Annotated in this window: 17 protein-coding genes; 9 read left to right on the top strand and 8 right to left on the bottom strand. The window is 72.8% G+C overall.

The window, feature by feature from the left end; genetic code table 11:
• Positions 1–67: 67 nt before the first annotated feature.
• Positions 68–634 (bottom strand): SMI1/KNR4 family protein, encoded by a 567-nt coding sequence (locus tag ACFV4N_RS08945; RefSeq protein WP_499671920.1) that lies wholly within the window; start codon positions 632–634, stop codon positions 68–70.
• Positions 635–764: 130 nt separating this feature from the next.
• Between ACFV4N_RS08945 and ACFV4N_RS08940 the strand changes: the two genes are divergently transcribed.
• From ACFV4N_RS08940 to ACFV4N_RS08920, 5 genes are all read left to right on the top strand, one after another.
• The gene (locus tag ACFV4N_RS08940; protein ID WP_499671919.1) at positions 765–1,088 is read left to right on the top strand and encodes a type VII secretion target; all 324 of its coding nucleotides are present in this window, start codon (positions 765–767) and stop codon (positions 1,086–1,088) included.
• Position 1,089: 1 nt separating this feature from the next.
• On the top strand, positions 1,090–2,256 hold the full coding sequence (locus ACFV4N_RS08935) for a bifunctional WXG100 family type VII secretion target/C40 family peptidase (RefSeq protein WP_499671918.1): 1,167 nt from the start codon (positions 1,090–1,092) through the stop codon (positions 2,254–2,256).
• A gap of 4 nt (positions 2,257–2,260) precedes the next feature.
• A complete protein-coding gene (locus ACFV4N_RS08930) occupies positions 2,261–2,635 on the top strand; it encodes a YbaB/EbfC family nucleoid-associated protein (protein ID WP_499671917.1) in 375 nt (124 codons plus the stop codon).
• Positions 2,632–3,123 (top strand): hypothetical protein, encoded by a 492-nt coding sequence (locus ACFV4N_RS08925; protein ID WP_499671916.1) that lies wholly within the window; start codon positions 2,632–2,634, stop codon positions 3,121–3,123. The genes ACFV4N_RS08930 and ACFV4N_RS08925 overlap by 4 nt, the downstream gene beginning before the upstream one ends.
• A gap of 65 nt (positions 3,124–3,188) precedes the next feature.
• Entirely contained in the window at positions 3,189–4,400 is a 1,212-nt protein-coding gene (locus ACFV4N_RS08920; protein WP_499671915.1) for a SatS C-terminal domain-containing protein, read from the top strand.
• 40 nt (positions 4,401–4,440) lie between these two features.
• On the opposite strand, the gene ACFV4N_RS08915 is transcribed toward ACFV4N_RS08920, so the two are convergent.
• Entirely contained in the window at positions 4,441–5,505 is a 1,065-nt protein-coding gene (locus ACFV4N_RS08915) for an adenosine deaminase (protein ID WP_499671914.1), read from the bottom strand.
• Between the two features lie 402 nt (positions 5,506–5,907).
• Between ACFV4N_RS08915 and ACFV4N_RS08910 the strand changes: the two genes are divergently transcribed.
• On the top strand, positions 5,908–7,098 hold the full coding sequence (locus ACFV4N_RS08910; protein ID WP_499671947.1) for a hypothetical protein: 1,191 nt from the start codon (positions 5,908–5,910) through the stop codon (positions 7,096–7,098).
• 497 nt (positions 7,099–7,595) lie between these two features.
• Here ACFV4N_RS08910 and ACFV4N_RS08905 read toward each other — a convergent pair whose 3' ends face one another.
• From ACFV4N_RS08905 to ACFV4N_RS08880, 6 genes are all read right to left on the bottom strand, one after another.
• Positions 7,596–8,930 carry a thymidine phosphorylase gene (locus ACFV4N_RS08905; RefSeq protein WP_499671913.1) on the bottom strand — a complete coding sequence of 445 codons (1,335 nt, stop codon included), beginning with the start codon at positions 8,928–8,930 and terminating at the stop codon, positions 7,596–7,598.
• The gene (locus tag ACFV4N_RS08900; RefSeq protein WP_499671912.1) at positions 8,927–9,325 is read right to left on the bottom strand and encodes a cytidine deaminase; all 399 of its coding nucleotides are present in this window, start codon (positions 9,323–9,325) and stop codon (positions 8,927–8,929) included. The genes ACFV4N_RS08905 and ACFV4N_RS08900 overlap by 4 nt, the downstream gene beginning before the upstream one ends.
• Positions 9,318–10,568: an ABC transporter permease gene (locus ACFV4N_RS08895; protein ID WP_499671911.1), complete on the bottom strand. Its 1,251-nt coding sequence runs from the start codon at positions 10,566–10,568 to the stop codon at positions 9,318–9,320. Before ACFV4N_RS08895 ends, ACFV4N_RS08900 begins: the two co-directional genes overlap by 8 nt.
• An 11-nt stretch (positions 10,569–10,579) precedes the next feature.
• Positions 10,580–11,650 (bottom strand): ABC transporter permease, encoded by a 1,071-nt coding sequence (locus tag ACFV4N_RS08890; protein WP_499671910.1) that lies wholly within the window; start codon positions 11,648–11,650, stop codon positions 10,580–10,582.
• Complete coding sequence (locus tag ACFV4N_RS08885; protein WP_499671909.1) at positions 11,650–13,224, bottom strand: ABC transporter ATP-binding protein; 1,575 nt, start codon at positions 13,222–13,224, stop codon at positions 11,650–11,652. Before ACFV4N_RS08885 ends, ACFV4N_RS08890 begins: the two co-directional genes overlap by 1 nt.
• Before the next feature lie 100 nt (positions 13,225–13,324).
• Positions 13,325–14,458 carry a BMP family lipoprotein gene (locus tag ACFV4N_RS08880; RefSeq protein WP_499671908.1) on the bottom strand — a complete coding sequence of 378 codons (1,134 nt, stop codon included), beginning with the start codon at positions 14,456–14,458 and terminating at the stop codon, positions 13,325–13,327.
• 417 nt (positions 14,459–14,875) lie between these two features.
• Here ACFV4N_RS08880 and ACFV4N_RS08875 point away from each other — a divergent pair, with 417 nt between their 5' ends.
• The 3 genes from ACFV4N_RS08875 to ACFV4N_RS08865 all read left to right on the top strand — a co-directional run.
• Positions 14,876–15,379 (top strand): YbaB/EbfC family nucleoid-associated protein, encoded by a 504-nt coding sequence (locus ACFV4N_RS08875; RefSeq protein WP_499671907.1) that lies wholly within the window; start codon positions 14,876–14,878, stop codon positions 15,377–15,379.
• An 18-nt stretch (positions 15,380–15,397) separates the two neighbouring features.
• Entirely contained in the window at positions 15,398–17,056 is a 1,659-nt protein-coding gene (locus ACFV4N_RS08870) for a hypothetical protein (RefSeq protein WP_499671906.1), read from the top strand.
• A gap of 107 nt (positions 17,057–17,163) precedes the next feature.
• Positions 17,164–22,351 (top strand): glycosyltransferase (locus ACFV4N_RS08865; protein ID WP_499671905.1); only part of this gene is annotated, 5,188 nt, incomplete at its 3' end.

Here is a 22,351-nt window from a genome sequence, read left to right as displayed (position 1 = left end):
GGCACCCTCCCCGCAGCCAACGGCACCACCGCGTTCCCGGCACGTCGAGGTCACCCCGCCGGGTGACCTAGTCGGTGCGCCACCCCAGCCGGCCGTCCGAGCCGACCAGCGGCTCGCAGTGGCCGAGCCGGCCGCGGTGCTCCAGGGCCGTGGCGATCCGGTCCAGCATCTCCTCCAGCCCGGTCCACTCGGGCTTGGCCATGCCGCCCGCCTCGCGGTCCCACTCCACCACGCACCCCGACAGCACGCCCGGCCGCAGGTCGAGCGCGAGCGCGTCACCGCACCCGTCGAACGCGATGGGCAGCCACCGCGGGTGGAAGCCGACCGTCGGCGCACCCGCCTCGCTGTCCGGGTCGGCGGGCCAGAAGCGCTCCTTCAACCGCCACGAGCGCAGCGCGTTGGACGGGCCCAGCGGCGTGTAGAAGGGCGGCAGCACCTCGGCGAACGCCAGGTCGGCCGTGCCGCCGCAGACCGACCACCAGGCGCGCAGCTCGTCGGGCGGCGCCAGCCCGGTCGCGGCCTCCAGCGCCTCGACGGCGGACTCGTCCTCCGGTGGCACGAAGGCTCGCGCGGTCGAGGGGGCGTGCTCGTCGAGCCACGCCACTATCCGTTCCCAATGGCGCAGGACACCCACGTCCCCATGATCACCTGGTACGGGCGTGCCAGGTACCGCTCATCGGGGCACTGTCCACCGGAACGCCGCACGCCGGCCCGCCTGATGAGGCAGGATCCCGGCGCGAGGAGAGCGCACCGAGGGGGCAGGGTTGGAACGGGGTTTCGACGTCGACACCGCCGCGCTGTCGGCGTACGGCAGCACGGCCGCCGGGTTGTCGGACGAGGTGGCCGCGGTCGGCACGTCGACCTTGGCGGGCACGACGTCACTGGCGGCGGGCAGCTTCGGCAGGATCGGCGACGAGGTCGGGCTGGGCGCGGCGTTCCAGCGCGCGGCCCAGGCCCAGGTGGACGGGGTGGCCGCCGCGGCGGCGGCGCTGTCCGGGCTCGCCGGCGCGGCCCGGGACGCGAGCCTCGCCTACGCCGAGCAGGAGTCGCGGAACGCCGCCGACCTCGACCGCGCGTACCGGGTCTGACGTGGACGTCGGCGGTTTCCTGGCGGCCCTGGTCCAGCCGATGGAGGACCACCTGGCCCAGCTGGAGGGCGACACCGGTGGCGCCACGCGCGCCGCGGAGGCGTTCGGGCGGGCCTCGACGGCCCTGACCGAGCTCGACGGCAGGCACACCGGCGCGGCGAACTCGGCCCTGGCGACCTGGTACGGCGACCGGGCCACCGCGTTCCAGCAGCGGGTGAGCGCGTTCTCCGGCGGCGTGGGCACGTTGGCGCGCAACGCCACGACCGCCCAGCAGGCGGCCACCGACGCGGTGAGCGCGGTGGACTCCGGCAAGGCCGCGATCCAGGGCCTCATCGACGAGTTCACCGGCTGGGCGTGGCCCCGGCTGGCGGCGGCCGTGGCCGCGTCGCTGTTCGGCGGCGCGGGCGCGGTCCTCGCGGTGGCGGCGGAGGTGACCGCGAAGGCCCGCGAGTACGAGGGCAGGACCGCGCGGGAGCTGGACCGGGTCCGCACCGAGCTGACCGACGCGGTCACCCGGCTCCAGGGCCTCGCGCAGCCCTCGTTCGCCGGGCTGGGCGACCCGCTGGGCGCGGAACCGGGCGGCGGCACGACGTCGGCCTCGTCCGCGAACGGCAGCCCCGCCGGCTCGAACAACGCCCCCGGCGGGAGCTCGGGTGGCTCGGGCGGGGGCGGCTCAGGCGGGGGCGGCGGCAGCAGCGGTGGCGGTGGAGGCGGCGGAGGCGGCGATCCGGTCGGCCCGCGCCTCCCGGTGGCCATCCCGCCGCAGCCGGGCACCGGCGTGGGCGTGAACCTGCCGGACGGCAGCAGCGCCGAGGCGCCCAACGAGACCGCCGCGCGGGCCGTGCGCAACGCGCTGTCCGCACTCGGCACCCCGTACGTGTGGGGCGGCGCGAACCCGCCACAGGGCACGGACTGCAGCGGCCTGACCCAGTGGGCGTACGCGGGCGCGGGGTTCGACATCCCCAGGCCCGCCTCGTCGCAGGCCATGGGAGCCTCCGTGCCGCCGGGCCAGCTGCTGCCCGGCGACCTGGTGGTGTGGGACGGGCACGTGGCGATGGTGATCGGCAACGGGCAGATGGTGGAGGCGGGCGACCCGGTCCAGGTGAACCCTATCCGCACCGACAACATCGGCATGGCCTTCATGGGCTTCTACCGACCGACGGGCTGAGGACGTGGACGAGGCGGACAGGGCGGCCCGGCGGGTCGCGGACACCGGGCGGAGGGTCGGCGAGCACCTGGCGCGCACCGGACCGGTGCTCGGGCGGGCGTCGTCACCGGACGGCGCGGTGACGGTCGTGGCGGCGCCCGGCGGTGCGCCGCGGGAGGTCAGGGTGTCGCCGGCGGCGCTCGCCCTGGGCCCGCGGGCGCTGGCGGACGAGATCGTGCGCGTGGCCGCGGCGGCGTCCCGCGACGCGGCCACCCGGGTGCACCGCTCGCTGGAGCGCGTGGTCGACCCGGAGACGCTGCGGGCGCTCACCGAGATCGGGTTCGAGCGCGGACCGGACGACGACGACTTCGGCAGCACGTACCTGAAGGGCCCGCGATGAGCCGGGAGGAGCGGCTCGCCGCCGCCGAGGCGCTGACCGACGTGCTGGCCCGCGTGGTCGGCGCGGCCGAGCACCCCACCGGCCTGGCCCGCGCCACCGCGACCGCCACCGGCGAGTTGAAGTCGCTCGACCTGCACCCCGGCGCGCTGTCGCGGGGGCCCGAGGCGATCGGCCGGCTGGCCGTGGAGACGGCCGGGCTCGCGGCCGAGGCGGCGGTGCAGCGCGCCTACAACGAGCTGGCCAAGGCGCTGGGCGACGGCCTGGCCACGGCGATCGAGGCGTTCGCCGGCCCGCCGCCGCTGCGCGCCTCGCGCGACGCCCCACCGCCCGGCGGCCCACCACCCCCTCCGGTCGCCCCACCACCGGTCGCCGCCCCTCCGTGGGCCTCCCGGCAGCCCGCGCGACGCCCCTCACCGCGCCCCGCGCCCACCGATCCCGACGATGACGACGACTACTTCGCCGACCCGTTCCGTGGTCAACGGCGGTAGCCCGTGATCGACCCCGTACTCTTGCCCCCGCATGGCAAAGGGGCATGGCGTGACCGGGAGGTCGGATGGCACAGGACATCGTCCCGATCGAGCTGGGGCTCACGCAGGGGGATGTCGTCACCCTGTGGGCACCGCGCTGGCGGGAAGAGGGCGAGGAGTGGGAGGCATTCCTCGGCCACGAGGAGGACCTGTACGCCTTCCCCGACGCCGCGCACCTCGCGGCGTTCGTGCGCAAGGCCGAGGAGCACGACCTGACCGACCACCCGGCGTGGCACGTGGTGCCCGCGCTGACGGTCGGTGAGCTGTCGCCCGACGACAACCACCAGTTCGACCTGGTCGGGGTGCCGGAGCTGGTCGCCGAGGAGCCCGACACCTGGGTGATCGGCGAGCTGGCCGACGTGGTCTCGATCGTGCGGTCGCTGGCGGACGTGTGCGACCTGGAGAAGGTGCACGAGGTCCTGGACTCGGCGGAGGGCTTCGCGCTGCTGCCGCAGGGCACGCTGCCGTTCACCGGTCGCGAGGGCCAGGCGCTGTGGACCGAGCTGGCGCGGGTCGTCGCGGAGAAGTGGGACGAGGTGCTGGACGCGATCGACGAGGTCGTGACCACGCCCGACGTCGACGAGGCCGCGCTGGCGGCGGCGCAGGAGGAGCTGGCCGCGTTCGAGGAGGCCAACGCCTCCGCGGTGAGCGCCGCCGACGACGACGAGGAGGCCGACGGCGAGGAGCCGGTCGGGTTCTGGGGCGAGGTCGGCATCGACCCGATCAAGATCATCACCGGTGCGGGCGAGTACTACACGCTCCGCTGCTACCTGGACGACCAGCCGGTGTTCCTCGGCCGCAAGGGCAAGATCGACGTGTTCGGCTCGCCGCGCGCGCTGGCCCGGTTCATCGTCGAGGCCGACGACAACGACCTCGTCGAGGTGTCGACGTGGGGCGAGCTGGTCACCAAGGCGACCGGCGGCGACCTGGAGGTCGAGGTCGACCCGGACAACGTCTACGTGTTCGCGGGCCTGGACGAGGACATCTCCGAGGGGCCGGACGCCGTGGACCCGACGCAGCTCGACCTCGCGGTGGAGCTGCTGGAGGACGCGGGCGAGTGGGCCGGTGACGACGAGGTGAAGGTGCGGCTCAACGGCTCCGAGCGGCTCGGGTGGCTGGTGAACTACGTGCTCAAGCCGGAACCGACGCGGCTGGCGCCGAGCGCGCCGTTCGACGACGAGGTCGTCGCCTGGCGCACCCTCGTGGCGCAGTTCGAGGACCGGCTCAAGGTCCACTGAGCCGGAGGGGGGCGGTCCGGGCCGGACCGCCCCCTCCCCCTCACTTCTCCAGTGCCGCGTACGCGGGCTCGACCACGTCCTGGATCAGGGCGCGGCGCTCGTCGTGCGTCAGGAACGCGGCCTTCGCGGCGTTGGCGGTGAACTTGCGCAGGTCGGCCCAGCCGAAGCCGAAGTGCTCGACCGCCGTGGCGAACTCGCTGGTCATGGAGACGCCGCTCATCAGCCGGTTGTCGGTGTTGAGGGTGACCCGGAAGCCCAGCTCGTGCATCCGCTTGATCGGGTGCTCGGCCAGCGAGGCGACCGCGCCGGTCTGCACGTTCGACGTGGGGCACATCTCCAGCGCGATCCGGCGGTCCCGCACGTACGCGGCCAGCCGGCCCACCCGGTCGCCGTCGATGTCCTCGGCCAGCCGCACGCCGTGCCCGAGGCGTTCCGCGCCCGCCAGCTGCACGGCCTCCCACGCCGACTCGACGCCCGCGGCCTCGGCGGCGTGGATGGTGAAGTGGGCGTTCTGCCGCCGCAGGTACTCGAACGCGGACAGCTCGCGGCTCGGCGGGAAACCGGCCTCGGGACCGGCGATGTCGAAGCCGACCACGCCCGCGTCCCGGTAGCGCACGACCAGGTCGGCGATGCGCTGCCAACCGTCGTTCTGGCGCATCGCGCACAGCAGCGCGCCGACCCGGATCCGGTCGCCCGAGGCGGCCACGCCCTGCCGGAACCCCTCCTGCACCGCCTCCACGGCCTGCTCCAAGCTCAGGCCGCGCTCGGTGAACAGCTCGGGGGCGTAGCGGATCTCGGCGTAGACGACGCCGTCGGCCGCCAGGTCCTGGACGGCCTCGGAGGCCACCCGCACCAGCGCCGCCTCGTCCTGCATGACGCCGCAGGTGTGGGCGAAGCCCTCCAGGTAGCGGACCAGCGAGCCGGAGTCGGCGTTGTCGCGGAACCAGTTGCCCAGGGCGACGGGGTCGGTCGTGGGCAACCCCTGGTGGCCGCAGGCCTCGGCGAGTTCGATCACCGTCTGGGGACGGAGGCCACCGTCGAGGTGGTCGTGCAGCAGCACCTTGGGCGCGCCGCGCAGGGCCTCCTGGGAAAGCGGGGTCGGCATGGCCGCCACCGTATACCGCCGACACGCCGGGCCGGTCCCCCCGAGAACGATCATGTTCCGCTAGGGTGGGCAGAACGTGTGCCGCCTGTGTGCAGAACCACTCGTTCGGGTCTTCCACTCGCCGTTGTGCAGTCGTGATGCAGAACTTTCCGCTACCACAACGCCAACTCGGGTCACTCACACGGTGGATGATCACCACCGACCATCGGCGACCCCTTCACAGTTACCCTTAGGTAGGGTCACCCAACGTAACTCGAACGGAGTACACCCGAGGCGGTTCCCCGCGGGGGCTGGTACAGACCGCCGGCCCAAACTGGTTAGGCTCCCGGAGGTCTCCCCTCCCCTGGACGAAGGCACCGAGCCGTGAACGAGAACAACAACTCCACGATGTCCTTCGATCGGATGCGCAACATGCTCACGCGCGCCGCGGAGATCCGTGAGAGCGAACAGCAGCAGATCTTCGACGCACTGGACGAGATCCACGCACGGATGTCCCCGCTCGAGTCGCTGGGTTCCGTTCGCAAGCGCTTGTCCGAGCTGCCCGACCGGACCGAGGTCAGCGTGCTGGCCGAGCGGCTGGACGAGGCGCTGGCCAGGCTGGAGGCCCAGGACAACGCGGTGCAGGGCATCGGCCGGGCGGTCGACGGCCTGGTCGACAAGCTCGCCAAGCCGTTCGCCCAGCTCGACGGCCGGCTGGACGGGGTGACCGGCCGCTTCGAGGGCGTGGCGGGCCGCATGGACGGCCTGGAGGACAAGCTCTCCCACATCCACAAGCGCATCGACGACCTGGAACTGCACCTCGACAAGCAGGACAGCAAGGTCGACCAGGTCCCCGGCGCGGTCACCGCGCCCCTGCGCGAGCGCCTGGAGGTCCTGGAGGCCGCCCTCCGCGGCCGCCTCGACGAGGTGGACGAGGGCGTGCACGAGCACCTCGACGGCACGCGCGAAGCGCTCCAGCGCTCCCTCACCGACTCGACCAACGCCCTCCACGGCCGCCTCGATGAGACCAGGGACAACCTCAACACCACGCGCGACGGCCTGCACGCCCAGCTCACCGAAACCCGCGACAGCCTCCACGGCGCCCTCGCCGACACGCGCAGCACCATCACCGGCAAGGTCGACGAGGCCCGCGAGTCGCTGCACGCGGCCCTCGACGAGACCCGCGACCAGGTCGACGCCACCGACCGCCTCGAAGCCCTGGCCCAGCGCCTGGAGCAGGTCACCTCGCGCCTCGACACCATGACCACGCGCCTGGACTCGGTGGAGGACGACTTCGCGGCCCGCCTCGCCGAACTGTCCGGCGTGGTCGAGCAGGGCATCAACAAGGTCGACAACACCCTGTCGTCCCGCCCGGACGCCGACACCCTGGCCTCCCTGGTCCGCAAGAGCAACCAGGAATCCGAACTCCGCATCGGCGGCCAGTTGGACGAGGCCATGGCAACCTTCGCCGAACTCATCCTCGGCGGCGGCAGCCCCACCCCGCCCCCGCCGCCCACGGCCCTCCCGCGCCCCCAGCGCCGCACCCGCAAGAACGGCCCGAAGACGGACAACCGCAACGTGGACGACGACGACCTGACCGCCGAAGGCGCCTGAGCACCAACAACAAGGCCCGACCGCACCAGCGGTCGGGCCTTTTCGCGCACCACCAACCAACCTGAACGCATGACACGCCGGGTCTGAACGCATGACACGCGCGACCTGAACGCATGACTCGCCGGTCCTGAACGTACGACACGCCCGACCGGAACGTACGACTCACACGTCCCGAACGTACGACTCGCGCGTCCTGAACGTACGACTCGCGATGTCCGACTGGAGGACACGCGGTGTCCGAGTGGAGGACACGCCGACGAGAACGGGGCCCACTACGGGAGTTGCGCAGCTCGTAAAGCTTAGGGGCTCGTGGTCTCCCGTATGGCCTGGGCGCAGCCCTACCGCGCTTGTCAAGGGGTGTCGCACGCTCTTCGCGACACCCCTTGACAAGGGTGGTTGCCTCAGGCAGGCCATGCGGGAGGCCACGAGCGGCAAGGCTTGTCCCCCGGAGGCCTGCCCAGCGGCGAGCGTCCGCGCTTAAAGCCCGTGAACCCCGGTCAGCCCCGCACGGTCTCGATCACGAGAGGGCCGCGCTCCACCGGAGCCGGACCCACCGACCAACCCCCTTCAAGGGCCTCCAGAGCACCGCCGACAGCATCCGGCGTGTCCGTGTACAGCTCCAGCAGGGGCTGACCGGCCTCAACCGCCTCCCCAGGCTTGGCCAGGCAGATCACCCCGGCCCCACCCTGCACCGGGTCCTCCTTGCGAGCCCTCCCGGCCCCCAACCGCCAAGCGGCCACCCCCACCGCGTAAGCGTCCAGCGACACCAGGTACCCGGACTCCGGAGCACTCACCACGTGCTTGTGGGCGCCACGCCGCAGAGGGGCCTCCGGATCTCCGCCCTGAGCCCGGATCATCCGTGCCCACACCTCGTAAGCCTCACCCGAGGCCAACACCCGCGCCGGATCGACACCAGAGGCACCAGAAGCACCGGACACACCAGAGGCACCAGAGCCACCAGGAGAAGCAGGAGAGAGACCCGCCGCCGACAGCATCTCCCGCGCCAGCGCCACGGTCAGCTCCACCACGTCGGCAGGACCACCGCCGCGCAGGACCTCGATCGACTCCTCGACCTCCACCGCGTTGCCGACCGCGCGCCCCAACGGCACGGACATGTCCGTCAGCAGCGCCGACACCCGCACCCCGTGGTCCACGCCGATCGACACCAGCGCCGACGCCAGCTCCCGCGCCCGCTCCAACGTCTTCATGAAGGCGCCGGACCCGACCTTCACGTCCAGCACCAGCGCCGAAGCGCCCTCGGCGATCTTCTTCGACATGATCGACGACGCGATCAGCGGGATGGACTCGACCGTCCCCGTCACGTCCCGCAGCGCGTAGAGCTTCCGGTCGGCCGGGGCCAGCCCCTCGGTGGCCGCACACACCACCGCGCCCACCGACCTGAGCTGCTCCACCACCTCGTCCACGGTCAGCTGCGCCCGCCACCCCGGGATGGACTCCAACTTGTCCAGCGTCCCGCCGGTGTGCCCGAGCCCGCGCCCCGACAGCTGCGGCACGGCCGCGCCGCACGCCGCCACCAGGGGCGCCAGCGGCAGGGTGATCTTGTCGCCCACCCCGCCCGTCGAGTGCTTGTCCACGGTCGGCCGCCCGACGTCGAGCGTCAGCCGCTCGCCGGAGCGCACCATGGCCCGCGTCCAGCGCGCCGTCTCCCGGGCGTCCATCCCGTTGAGGAACACCGCCATGGCCAGCGCCGACATCTGCTCGTCCGCGACGGTCCCGCGCGTGTAGGCGTCGATCACCCAGTCGATCTGGGCGTCCGACAGCGCCTCCCCGTCCCGCTTCGCACGGATGACGTCCACCGCGCTGTAGCTCATGGCAGGTCCCCCGGCCCGAACGCGTCGGGCAGCACGGCGCTCATCGGCAGCACGCCCGAGGGCGTGTCCACCAGGCACTCGGCCCCGCCCAGCTCGTAGATCACCTGACGGCACCGGCCGCACGGCATCAGCAGCTCACCCGCCCCGCTCCGGCAGGCCAGCGCCACCAGCCTCCCGCCACCGGTCAGGAAGAACTGCCCGGCCAGCGTGCACTCGGCGCACAACCCCACGCCGTAAGCGGCGTTCTCGACGTTGCACCCGACCACGACGCGCCCGTCCGAGCACACCGCCGCCGCACCGACCTGCAACCCGGAGTACGGGCAGTACGCGCTCCGGGCGGCCTCGACGGCACGCGCCCGCAGCACGTCCCAGTCAATTTCGGCGACATCACCCACGGCGGTACACCACGCCATCGGCCGCCGGCATCCGCAGCCTCTGCGACGCCGCCGCCAGCACCACCAGCGTCACCAGGTGCGGCGCGTAGGTCGTCAGCTCGGAAGGCACCTCGTCCACCGTGTAGTACACGGCGTACAACGCGGCAGCGGCCACCACGCCGCCCGCCGCCGCGAACCACCGCCGCCGCACGAGCTGCCACACCACGATCACGGCCAGCAGCAGCACCGCGCCGTACACCAGCGCCAGGAACGTCGCCCCGCCGGACCGCAGCTGCAACCCGTCCGCGTACCCGAACAGCGCCGAGCCGCCCAGCAGCCCGCCGGGCCGCCAGTTGCCGAAGATCAGCGCCGCCAGGCCGATGTACCCGCGGCCGTTGGTCTGGCCCTCCAGGTACCCGGGCTGACCGGGGTTGAGCACCAGCGCCGCGCCGCCGATGCCGGCCAGCGCGCCGGACCCGATCACCGCGATGTACTTGTAGAGGTACACGTTCACGCCCAGCGACTCGGCCGCCACCGGGTTCTCGCCGCACGACCGCAGCCGCAGCCCGAACCGCGTCCGCCACAGCACGAGGTAGCTGCCGACGACCAGCAGCACGGCCAGCATCGTCAACGGGGAGACGCCGGTCACGAGCCCGCGCAGGATGCCCGCGACGTCGGACAGCCCGACCCGCTGCTCGGCTTCCAGCCGCCCCAGCCAGTCCGACAGGCCGGCCGCCGAGTAGGTGTCGAACTTCGGCACCGCCGGCGACTCGCGCGGGTTGTTCGACAGCGGGAAGAAGATCAGGGTCGACAGGTACTTGGTCAAACCCGCCCCGACCAGGTTGATCGCCACACCGGACACGATGTGGTTCACCCCGAAGGTCACGGTCGCGACGGCGTGCAGCAGCCCGCCCAGCGCGCCGAACACGGCGGCCGACACCAGCGCGGCCCACGGCCCCCACTGGTAGCCGCCCCACGCCGCGCCCCACGTGCCCATGATCATCATGCCTTCGAGGCCGATGTTCACCACGCCCGCGCGCTCGGCCCACAGGCCGCCCAGCGCGGCCAGCAGGATGGGCAGCGCCAGCCGGACGGCGGTCTGGATGGTCCCGGTGGAGGTCAGCTGCGGCACGCCCGTCAGGTACGACGTCGTCGACAGCAGCACCACCGCGCCGGCGACGCCGAGCGCGCCGACGGCCCACCCGGGGATCTTCCGGGCCTTCCGCGGCGGCGGCAGCGTCGCGGGCGCCTCGGACGGATTCATCAACGAAGTACTCACGCCGCACCCACCGTCCCGAGCTCCCGACCGACCCGCCGCTGTTCCGCGGCCAGCTCGACGCGCCGCACCACCTCGTACGCGACCACGACCGACAGCACGATCGCGCCCTGCATGATCGTCACGATCTCCCGCGGCACGCCCACGTTGTCCAGCGCGAGGCCGGACTTGTCGAGGAACGCCCACAGCAGCGCGCCGAGCGCGATGCCGCCGGGGTGGTTGCGCCCCAGCAGCGCGATCGCGATGCCGGAGAAGCCGATGCCCGCCGGGAAGTTCAGGTTGTACGTGTGGTCGCGCCCGAGGATCTCGGGCATCGACACCAGGCCCGCGATGGCGCCCGACAGCAGCATCGCGATCATGATCATCTTCTTGGCGCTGACCCCGCCGGCGGCCGCCGCCGTGCTGGACTCGCCGGACGCGCGCAGCTCGAAGCCGAACCGGGTCCGGTTCATCATCACCCAGTACCCGATGCCCAGCGCCGCGGCCAGGAAGACCAGGCCGAACACCGTGCCGGACGAGCCGAACGAGATGCCGGGCACCCACCCGCTCTCCGGGATCTCCGGGGTGCGGATGTTGTTGCCGCGCAGCTCGCCGAACACGTCGTCGCCGATCAGGTAGGCCGCGAGCCCCAGCGCCAGCCCGTTCATCATGATCGTCGAGATGACCTCGTTGACGCCCCGCGTGACCTTCAGGACCGCCGGGATCGCGGCCCACAGGGCGCCGACCACCGCGGCCGTCAGGATGATCACCAGGGCGTGGATCCCGGGCGGCAGCGCGATCGCGCCGCCGACCACGGCCGCGACGACCGCCGCGACCCGGTACTGGCCCTCGACGCCGATGTTGAACAGGTTCATCTGGAACCCGATCGCCACCGCCAGCGCCGCGATGTAGTAGGTCCCGGTGCTGTTGACGATGTCCACGGCGGTGGTGCCCTGGCCGACCTGCGAGACCATCGCGCCGAACGCCCGCAGCGGGTTCGCACCCGACACGAGCAGCGCGACGCCGCACAGCAGGGCGGAGAACAGGATCGCCAGCACGGGCGGCAGGAGTTTGCCGCGCAAGATTCCCATCAGTCGCCTTCCACTTCCGCCGCCGACCGCGACGCGTCGGCCGCGGTGGCCCCGCCGACCACGCCGGCGCCCGCGCCGGTCATCGCGCTGCCCAGGTCCTCGGGCGTCACCGTCGCCGGGTCCGCGTCGGCCACCAGCCGACCGCGCAGCATCACCTTGATGGTGTCCGACAGGCCGATCAGCTCGTCCAGGTCCGCCGAGATCAGCAGCACCGCCAGGCCGCGCGCCCGCGCCTTCTTGATCTCGTCCCAGATCAGCGCCTGCGCGCCCACGTCCACGCCGCGCGTCGGGTGCGAGGCGATGAGCAGCACCGGGTCGCCGGACAGCTCGCGCCCCACGACCAGCTTCTGCTGGTTGCCGCCGGACAGCGCGGCCGCGGCCACGTCGATGCCCGGCGTGCGGACGTCGAACTCCTCGACGATCCGCTCGGTGTCCTTCTTCGCGCCCGGCAGGTCCAGCCACGCGCCCCTGGCCGTCGGCTTGCGCGTCTGGTAGCCCAGGATCCGGTTCGCCCAGAGCGGCTGGGTCAGCAGCAGCCCCTGGCGGTGGCGGTCCTCCGGCACGTAGCCGATGCCCGCCTCGCGCCGGGCCAGCGTGCCCGCGCGGGTCAGGTCGCGGTCGTCGAGCAGCACCCGGCCGTGGTGGGCCCGGCGCATGCCCATGATCGTCTCGACCAGCTCGGTCTGCCCGTTGCCCTCGACGCCCGCGATGCCGACGACCTCGCCCGCGCGCACCACCAGGTCGATGCAGTCGAGCACGGGCCTGGTGCCCTCCTCGGCCACGAGCCCCAGGTCCTCCACCCGCAGCACCACCCGGTCGGTCACGGTGGACTCGCGGGTCTCCGGGCTGGGCAGCTCGCTGCCGACCATCATCTCGGCCAGCTCCCGCGAGCTGACCGCCTTCGGGTCCGCCGTGCCCACGGTCGTGCCGCGGCGGATCACCGTGACCGAGTCGGCGATGGAGCGGACCTCGTCGAGCTTGTGCGAGATGAACAGGAACGTGAAGCCCTGCGCCTGCATGCCGCGCAGGGTGGTGAACAGCTCGTCCACCTCCTGCGGCACGAGCACCGCGGTCGGCTCGTCCAGGATGATCACGCGCGCGCCGCGGTAGAGGACCTTGAGGATCTCCACCCGCTGCCGGTCCGCCACGCCGAGCCGCTCGACCAGCACGTCCGGGTCGACCGTCAGGCCGGTCGACTTCGCCAGCTCCTGGATGCGCCTGCGCGCCTTGCCGCCGATGCCGTGCAGCGACTCCGCGCCCAGCACGACGTTCTCCTGGACGGTGAGGTTGTCGGCCAGCATGAAGTGCTGGTGGACCATGCCGATGCCCGCCTTGATGGCGTCGGCGGGGGTGCGGAACCGGACCTGCCTGCCGCCCACCTCGATGGTGCCCTCGTCGGGCTGCTGCATCCCGTACAGGATCTTCATCAGGGTGGACTTGCCCGCGCCGTTCTCTCCGCACAGCGCGTGGACCTCGCCGACCTGGACGCTCAGGTGGACGTCGCTGTTGGCGACGACCCCCGGGAAGCGCTTGGTGATGCCCGACAGGACGACGGCGGGGGTGGTAGTGCTCATGGAAGCTCCGTCTTGTCTCCGGCCTCAGGGCCGGGGCTGACCACGCACTGGGCCCCGCGAGTGTGCTCGCAGGGCCCAGTGCGCCGGAGGCCGGGTGTGGTTACAGGCTGTCCTTGACGTCGATCTCGCCCTTGATGATCTGGGCCTTGTAGCCCTCCAGGACCGCCTGGAGGTCGGCGTCGATCTTGCCGCCGGAGGTGGAGTAGCCCACGCCGTCGACGGACAGGTCGAAGACCTTCGGCAGGCTCGCCAGGTCGTTCTTGGCGACCGCGCCGACGAAGTCGTACACCGCGACGTCCACGCGCTTGAGCATGGACGAGACGATGATGTCCTTGGACTCGGCGACCGTGGTCTGGTTGTACTGGTCGGAGTCGACGCCGATGGCCAGGGCGTTGCCCGACTTGGCCGCGGAGAACACGCCCTTGCCGGACGCGCCGGCCGCGTGGTACAGCACGTCGGCGCCCGACTCGATCTGGCCGGTCGCGGCCTCCTGACCCTTGGCCGGGTCCTGGAAACCGGTGAAGTCGCCGGCCGGGGTCAGGTACTTGCGCTCGATCTTGATGTCCGGCGCGGCGGTCTTGGCGCCCTGCTCGAAGCCCGCGTCGAACTTCTTGATCAGCGGGATCTCGACGCCGCCGACGAAGCCGACGTGGCACGCCTTCGACTGGTAGGCGGCGATGACGCCGGCCAGGAAGGAGCCCTGCTCCTCGGCGAACAGCAGCGGGGTGACGTTGGACGCGCCATCGACCGCGCCGTCCACGATGGCGAACTTGACGTCCGGGAACTCCGGCGCGACGACCTTCAGCGACTCGGCGTAGGCGAAGCCGACGCCGATGATCGGGTTGTAGCCCTCGCTCGCCAGCTGGCGCAGGCGGGTCTGCTTGGCGTCCTCCGCCTCGTTCGGGGCGGCGGTCAGCTCCTTGAGGTTCTCCGGCTTGATGCCGAAGTCGGCCTTGGCCTTGTCGAGGCCGGCGGCGGCGGAGTCGTTGAACGACGCGTCACCCCGACCGCCGATGTCGTAGGCGAGGCCGACCTTGAGGGCGCTGCCGTCGATCTTCTCACCGGAGGACGCGGCGCTGGAGGTCGCCGCGGCGGCGGGCGGTTTTGCCGCCAGCTTGCACCCCTCGGCGTTGTCGGTCCCGGAACCGGTGTTGTTGCCACCGGTGTCCTTGGCGCACGCGGCCATCGACAGAACGCTGGTCAGCGCGATCGCGGCCACCGCGAGGCCACGCATTCGACGACGCACAGCTCGTCTCCCTCCCTGCTCATCGAGCAGACTTCCCCGACGGCGTAGTCGGGTTCCGAGTGGCGAACCGTACCCCTTGGTAATGACACCCGCGCACGTACCGGTCCGCACGTGACCTAATCGTTGGTGCCCTCGTGCCGGACCGCCACTCGGGGTGATCCCCCGACTTCCAAGTGTCGTAACCGGTAACTCTGAGTGAACAGGTGAACTGCCTCGCGTGCCCGCGCGTACCCCTGATCGGAGGTCGGGACCAACGGCGGGGTCCCGATCTCCGCCTCACCCCCTCCTGTGCCCGATGTGACTGCGGTCATCCGCAGGTTTAGCCCGTTGGTGTCACGTTGGGCCCGCGTTGGCGGCTCCGGGTGGACTCCAGGCTGCACCGGTATCCACCCCAGGAGGTTGACCTTGGACCCCCAGCAGTGGCTCGACAACTTCGAGGCCAAGCTGGCCGACCTCCAGCGCAAGTCGGCGGACCTCCAGGACAACCTGGCGAACTCCCAGGCCACGGTCTCCAGCCCGGACGGCGCGGTCACCGTCACGGTCGGCCCCAACGGCGGCCTGCTGAACATCCAGCTCGGCCACCGCGCCACGGAGCTGGGCTCGGCCCGCCTCACCGCGCTGATCATGCAGACCGCCCGCGCCGCCCAGAAGCAGGCCTCGCAGAAGGTGCTGGCCGCGTTCGAGCCGCTCGGCGAGGGCACGCAGGCGCTGGAGATGGTGAGCGACGCCATCCCGGACGACGCCCCCGTCGACGAGGAGCGCGAGTACGAGGCGGCCGAACCCGAGCCGGAGCCGGAGCCGGTGCGCGCCACCCCGGCGTTCCACGCCCAGCAGGCGCGCCCGGCGGCGCGACCGGCGCGCGGTCCGCGGCCTGCGGACGACGAGGACGACGACAACCAGCCCTGGTGATCAGGAAGGCCGAGGACCATGACCGCCCCCGAGACCCCCATCGACTCGCCCCCCGGGATGGAGATCACCGAGGAGAACAAGTTCAAGGGCTCGCTGTTCATCTCGGCGTGGGACGAGATGATCACGACCATCGGCAAGGACGCCGAGACCGAGACCGAGAAGGCGCTCGACATCACCTTCGCCGCGATCGGCACGGCGTCGTCGATGGCCATGCTGGCCGTGGACCCGTTCGGCACGATCCTCGGCGCGGGCATCGGCTGGCTGATCGAGCACGTGACCTTCCTCAAAGAGCCGCTCGACATGCTGATGGGTGACCCCGACGACATCAACGCCAACGTCGAGGCCACCAAGGCGCGGGCGGCCGAGCTGCGCGTGCTCGCCGAGGACCACCGCAGCGGCCTGGCCACCTTCGACGGCTGGAGCGGCGCCTCGTCGGAGGCGTTCAAGGCCAACATGGACACCATGGGCCAGGAGCTGGACTCGCTGGCCAACGCGGTCGAGCAGAAGGCCAAGATCGTCGCCATCTGCGGCGTGCTGGTGCAGGTGCTGCGCGACATCGTCCGCGACCTGATCGCCCAGCTGCTCGGGTCGCTGCTGGCGGGCGCGATCGCGGCGGCCGCGGCGGCGTTCTTCACCTTCGGCGCCTCGATCGTGGCGTTCATCGGCTTCGCGGTCGGCAAGGCGGTGGCGCTCGGCGTGAACATCGCCTCCCGCATCGCGCGCCTGACCGCCGCGCTGGCCAGGCAGATGGGCCGGATCAAGAACCTCGACGACATCACCGAGAAGATCGGCAAGGGCTGGAACCGGTTCGAGAACGTCGCCGACGTCGCCGAGGTCAGCTACGAGTCCTGGAAGGCGCAGAAGGGCGTCGACCGCAAGATCGAGGACGCGCTGGCCGAGGACGCGCAGAACGACAAGGTCTCCGAGGCCAACGACAAGGCCAACGCGGCGAACGAGAAGTACAACCAGGCCAAGGAGGCCGAGAACAAGGCCGCCGAGGAGGCGTCGAAGGCCAACGAGGCGCTGAACACCGCCTCGCAGAAGGCCGGTGACGCCAACAACCGGGCCAGTGCCGCCGTCGAGGAGGCCAACGCCGCCGCCGCGCGCGGCGACCAGGCCGCCTACGACGCCGCGATGGCCAAGTACGAGACGGCCAAGGCCGAGGCGGACGCGGCGCGCGGCGAGGCCGCCAAGGCCGCGGAGGCCGCCGCGAAGGAGAGCCGTGAGCTGGCCGACGCGGCCAGGTCCAGCCAGGACGCGCTGAACGCGGCCAAGCCCGCCGACGAGGCGGCCAAGGCCGCGTACGAGGAGTACAAGCGCAACAACCCCGGCCAGGACGACCCGGGCCGCACCGCCGCCGAGGACGAGATGTCGAGCAAGAACGACGCGGCCAAGGAGGCGAACGCCCGCTACGAGCAGGCGAACGTCGAGGCGGCGGCCGCCAACGCGGCGGCGGCCGAGGCCAACGCCAAGGCGTTCGCGTCCGGCAGCGAGGCCGACATCAAGGCCGCCGAGGAGGCGTCGCGCAAGGCGGAGGAGGCCGGGCGCAAGGCCGAGCAGGCGGTGAACGACGCCAAGGCCGCCGGCGAGGCGGCGAAGTCGAGCTACGAGGCTTACGAGTCGAAGTACTCGCAGCCGTCGTCGTCCGGCTCGCAGAACCCCTCGGTCAACGTCTAGTACGGAAGTTTCGGAGTACACGCATGGCACGCGGTGGCGCAGATGTGAACCCCGGGAGCAACCCTCCCAGCACCACGTCGACGCCACCGCCGTCACCGCCGCCCTCGGTGGGCGGGCCGACCGGCAACTCCGGGTTCGGCATGAGCGAGTCGTCCATGCAGGGCCTCCAGAACAAGGCGGGCGACCTCCAGTCGCGGCTGGCGGCGATCTCGAGCGGGTTGCAGGGGCTGAAGCTGGGGCCGAACGCGCTGGGCCCGATCGGCATCGTCGCGGTGCCCGCGCTGAACAGCTCCAACGACGCGTCGGTGCAGCAGGCGAACAACGCCGCCAACGCCATGGGGAACGTGCAGCAGGGCATCAAGGCCACCGCCCAGACGCACGTCAACAACGACCAGTTCAGCCGGGACCAGTTCAAGAAGATCGACCCCAACTGGGACGCCCAGAAGGTGCCCGGCGCGCCGGGCACCGGTCCCGGCGCCACGCCGTCGGGTGGGCCGAAGGTCACGCAGGGCCCGAACCTGCCCGGCGCGACCGGCCCGGGCACCACGGGCGGGACGGGCGGACCCGGCGGGCCGAAGACCGCGCAGGGGCCGAACATCCCGGGGGCCACCGGCCCGAACACCACCGGCGGGTCCCGCGGACCCGGCGGACCGCAGGTCAAGCAGGGCCCCAACCTGTCCGGCGCGACCGGCCCCACCACCACCGGCGGGACCGTCGGACCCGGCGGGTCGAAGGTCGCGCAAGGCCCCAACCTGCCCGGGGTGACCGGCCCGAACACCACCGGCGGATCACGCGGACCCGGCGGGCCCACCGTCGGCCCGATCACCAACGTCCCGGGGGCGACCGGCGCCACCGGGACCGGCGGGCCCAAGGTGTCCGGCGGGCCGGGCGTGGGTCCGATCACCAACGTGCCCGGCGCGACCGGGGCCACGGGGACCGGCGGGTCGCGCGGACCGGGCGGACCCGCCGTCGCGCCGATCACGGGCTTGCCCGGCGGTGGCGTGAACACCCCTGCCGGCGGAGCCAAGGGCACCGGCGGCCCCTCGGTCAACCCCATCACCGGCTTGCCCGGCGGTGGCGTGAACACCCCCTCCGGCGGGGCCAAGGGCACCGGCGGCCCCTCGGTCAACCCCATCACCGGCCTGCCCGGCGGAGCCACCAACACCCCCTCCGGGGGAGCCAAGGGCACCGGCGGTCCGTCGATCAACCCCATCACCGGCCTGCCCGGCGGTGGCGTGAACACCCCGCCCGGCGGGGCCAAGGGCACCGGCGGCCCCTCGATCGGCGGTGTCCCGAACGTCCCGGGCGCGGCGACGGGCGGCCCGGAGGCCAAGGGCGGTCCCACGCCGGGCACGGCCCCGGTGTCGGCGGTGTCCACGCCGCCGGGCGCGAGCACCGCGGCGGCCAAGACGTCCCCCTCCCCGACCGGTCTGCCCGGCACCACCGCCCCGCCGCCGATGGCCGGCGGCCCGATGGGCGCGGGCGCGCCCGGTGGCGCGGGGTCGACGGACCGGTCGAGCAGGTTCACCACCGGGCCGGGCAAGGGCACGTTCGACGCGCCCAAGTCCCCGACCGGCGACGGCACGATCACCAAGGCCCCGCCGACGTCGTCCTCCACCCCGCCGCCGGCCCCGAAGCCGACCGCCGGCGTGCCCATCACCACGCCCCCAGCCGGCGCTCCCCCGGTCACGACGCCCCCGGTCACGACGCCCCCGGTCACGACGCCCCCGGCAGGTGGTCCGTCCGCCGGCAAGTCCCCGACCTCAGTGCCGCCGGTCAGCACGCCCCCTGTCAGCACGCCCCCGACCAGCACTCCCCCACCCAGCACCCCTCCGTCGACCGCCACGACGGCTCCACCGGCGACCGCCAAGCCGACCCCCGGCGCGACCCCGACCGCGCCCCCGGTGGCGGCGGGCATGCCCCCGGTCGCCGCTCCTCCGCCCGCCGCGGGCCCGGTGGGGGCGAACACCGGCACGGACCGGTCGAGCAAGTACACGGGCGGCCCCGGCAAGGGCGTCTTCGACGCACCCAAGCCGCCCGTGGCGGACGCCACCATCACCAAGGCACCGCCGACGTCGCCCTCCACCCCGCCGCCGGCCCCCAAGCCGACCATCAGCGCGCCGCCGGTCGCCGCACCGCCGGTCGCCCCACCGGTCACCACGCCACCGATCACCACGCCACCGGCCGGCGCACCTCCCCTCGACGCCAAGCCTCCCGCACCGGCCGTCACCGCACCTCCGGCACCGGCCACCCGACCGGCACCCCCTGTCACCGCCCCGCCGCCGGTCACCACCCCACCGGTCACCACCCCACCGGTCACCACCCCACCGCCGGTGACCAGCGCACCGGCCACCACCCCGCCACCGGCTGCCCCTCCCACGACCCGACCGGCGCCGCCGGTGTCCAGCGCGCCGCCCGTCACCCCCGCGCCGGTCCCCCCGGCCAACCCCACGCCGCCGGTCAACGTCCCGCCGACCGCACCGCCGATCACCACGCCGCCGGCCGCACCGCCGGTCAGCGCGCCGCCGGCCACCCCACCGGCCACCACCCCACCGGCCACCACCCCACCGGCGAACAACCCCTCGACCGCCGGCCCGAAGGTCACCGCGCCGTCGGCACCTCCGGTCGCACCGGCCGACCCCACGGCACCGCCGGCCTCACCCCCACCCGCGCCACCGGCCAACACCACCCCACCGGCGGCTCCCCCGGCGGCACCTCCCGCAGCACCCCCTCCCGCGGCGCCCCCGGCCACAGCACCCCCGGCACCCCCCATCGCCGCCGCCGTGGTCGTGCCCGTGACCAACCCCGCCGCGCGCTCCTTCCAGTTCGGGACCCGGGCACCCGGCACGCGTCCCGCCCCGGGCTTCAAGATCCCCAAGTGGCTCGGCGGCAAGCTGTTCCAGTCGAGCCCGCCCGCCTCGGCGACCCCGACGCCCCCGCCGATGCCCACGGTCACCACCCCGAGCCCCATGGCCCCGGTGCTGCGCCCCACCGCGAACCCGGCGACGGTGGACGTGGACACCCTCAAGCAGCACATCACCCAGGCCGTGGCGGACGGGAAGCCCTACCGCGCCCGCGTCCTGCTCAACCGGCTGACCGGCTCGGACCACCACGCCGAGCTGTCCGCCCACTTCGACCACGAGGTGGCCAACAACCCCGGTCCGCCGCCGGTCGACGTGCCGAAGCAGGTCAACTTCGTCTGGTTCGGCGCGACGCCGAAGGACGGCGCGGTCCAGAACCTGGTCGAGTGGGCCGGCAAGGCCCGCGAGACCGACGGCGACTGGCAGGTCACCCTCTGGACCGACCAGGGCGCCGCGAAGTGGGACCCGGCGGTGGTCAAGCAGTTGCAGGACGCCGGGGTTCAGATCAACACCGACACCAAGGGGATGGTGAAGCAGCTCTCCCAGGACGTCGAGAGCCGCTCCGCCACCCCGAGCCCGACCCTCTACGACATCTACAAGAAGGCGCAGTCGAACAAGGTCGGCGCCTACAACCTGGCCTCCGACATCGCCCGCTACGCCGTCCTCGTGCAGCAGGGCGGCGTGTACGCGGACGTGGACATCCGCCCCGGCACGGTCTCCCTCGCCGACATGGGCGACATGCGGATGCACCAGGGCGACGTCCCGCTGTTCGCGCCGCGCCTGCGCGACGAGAAGAGCATCCGCGACGAGCTGGGCCTCGACCCCGACACCGAGATCACCCCGGAGCACGTGACGGCCGCGGCCGACGGCCGCTACGGCAAGGGCTCGCTCAACAACAACTTCCTGGTCGCCCCGCCGAACTCGGACTTCCTCCGGGCGTTCGCGGACACCATCCCGCAGAAGTACGCGTCGCTGAAGAACACCCTGCCGCCGGGCACCTTCAACGCGGAGCTGAAGAACTACGCGGCCGACATCTCCGGCCCCACCGTGCTGAACGACTCGCCGGTGGCGTTCATGAACCCCACCGACGGGCTCATGGGCCGGTACTCGATGCACGCGTTCGACATGGGCTTCCAGCCCACCGGCACGGGCCCGCTCCGGCCGCTGGTGCGGCCGACGGACTTCTCCGCCCTGTTCGACCCGGCGATCAAGAACCAGTGGTCCGGCCTGGAGTGGGTCACCGAGCTGAGCAGCGACCAGCTCGACACGCCGGGCCAACCCTCCACGTCCGCCCGCCCCGGCCCGCCCCCGCCCGACGGCGCACCGCCCGCCCCCGGCGCCGACCCGGGGTCGCGCGGCGCACCCGACGCCCCGGGCGCCCCGCCCGCGCCGGGCCCCGACGCCCCGGCCGGCAAGGACGACCAGAACGGCAAGGGCGACCAGGACAGCCAGGGCGACAAGGACAAGGGCAAGGACGTCGCCGCCGACGAGTCCTGGCGGCACAGCACGGAGACCACCGCGACGTGGTTCGCCCCGGACGACCCGCAGCCCTTGTCGAAGTGGGACTCGGTCCGCGACAAGGCGTTCGTGCGCACGGTGGACACCGAGGTCGCCGACGTCCAGCGGTCGAGCACGACGCGCAACATCGACTACCTGACCGGCATCATCAAGCACGACGTGCGCCGGATGGAGGTCGCGCCCGGGAAGTGGGTCAAGGAGTACACCCTCAAGGTGCACCTCCAGCCCGGCGAAGGCATCACGCGGGCCGACCTGGTCACGGTGCGGGAGAACACCACCAAGGGCGTCACGGACCTGCTGAACCAGGGCTACCGGCTGCCCTCGGGCGACCAGTTCCACGCCAGGGTCGAGTTCGTCACCGACCCCGCCCTGGCGCACACCTCGATCGACGTCACCAAGTCCACCGACGCCGACCAGCTCACCTGGGGCAAGGACAGCTCGTCGAACGTGCTCGCCCACGAGGTGGCGCACTACTTCGGCCTGCCCGACGAGTACAAGGACGCGGCCGGCCCGAACGCCCGCATCTTCAACAGCGACGGCAAGCCGCTGCCGCCCGGCCACACCCCGTACAACTCGGTGGTGGACGACGACGGCCTGATGGGCGTCGAGGTGCACGGCGACCCGACGATCAAGCCGCGGCACCTGTGGCTGATCGAGCGCGCCACCGACAGCCAGGTGATGGTGCCCGACACCGACCACGCCACGCTGAACGACCAGGCATCGCCCATCCAGACCCCACCGCCGCGACCGCCCGAGTTCGGCACCCGCCCCGACGTCCGACCGGTCGGCGACCCCGGGGCGCCGCCCCCGCCCCCACCACCGCCGCTCCCGACGGCGTCCACCGCGCAGCAGTCCACCCCGCCGCCGCCCCCGCCACCACCCGGGCTGCCGGGCTTCGGCACGACCCCGCAGACCA

The sequence above is a fragment of the Actinosynnema sp. NPDC059797 genome (genome assembly GCF_042732085.1).
GTDB lineage: Bacteria > Actinomycetota > Actinomycetes > Mycobacteriales > Pseudonocardiaceae > Actinosynnema.
This window is presented reverse-complemented; position numbering and strand designations above follow the sequence as displayed.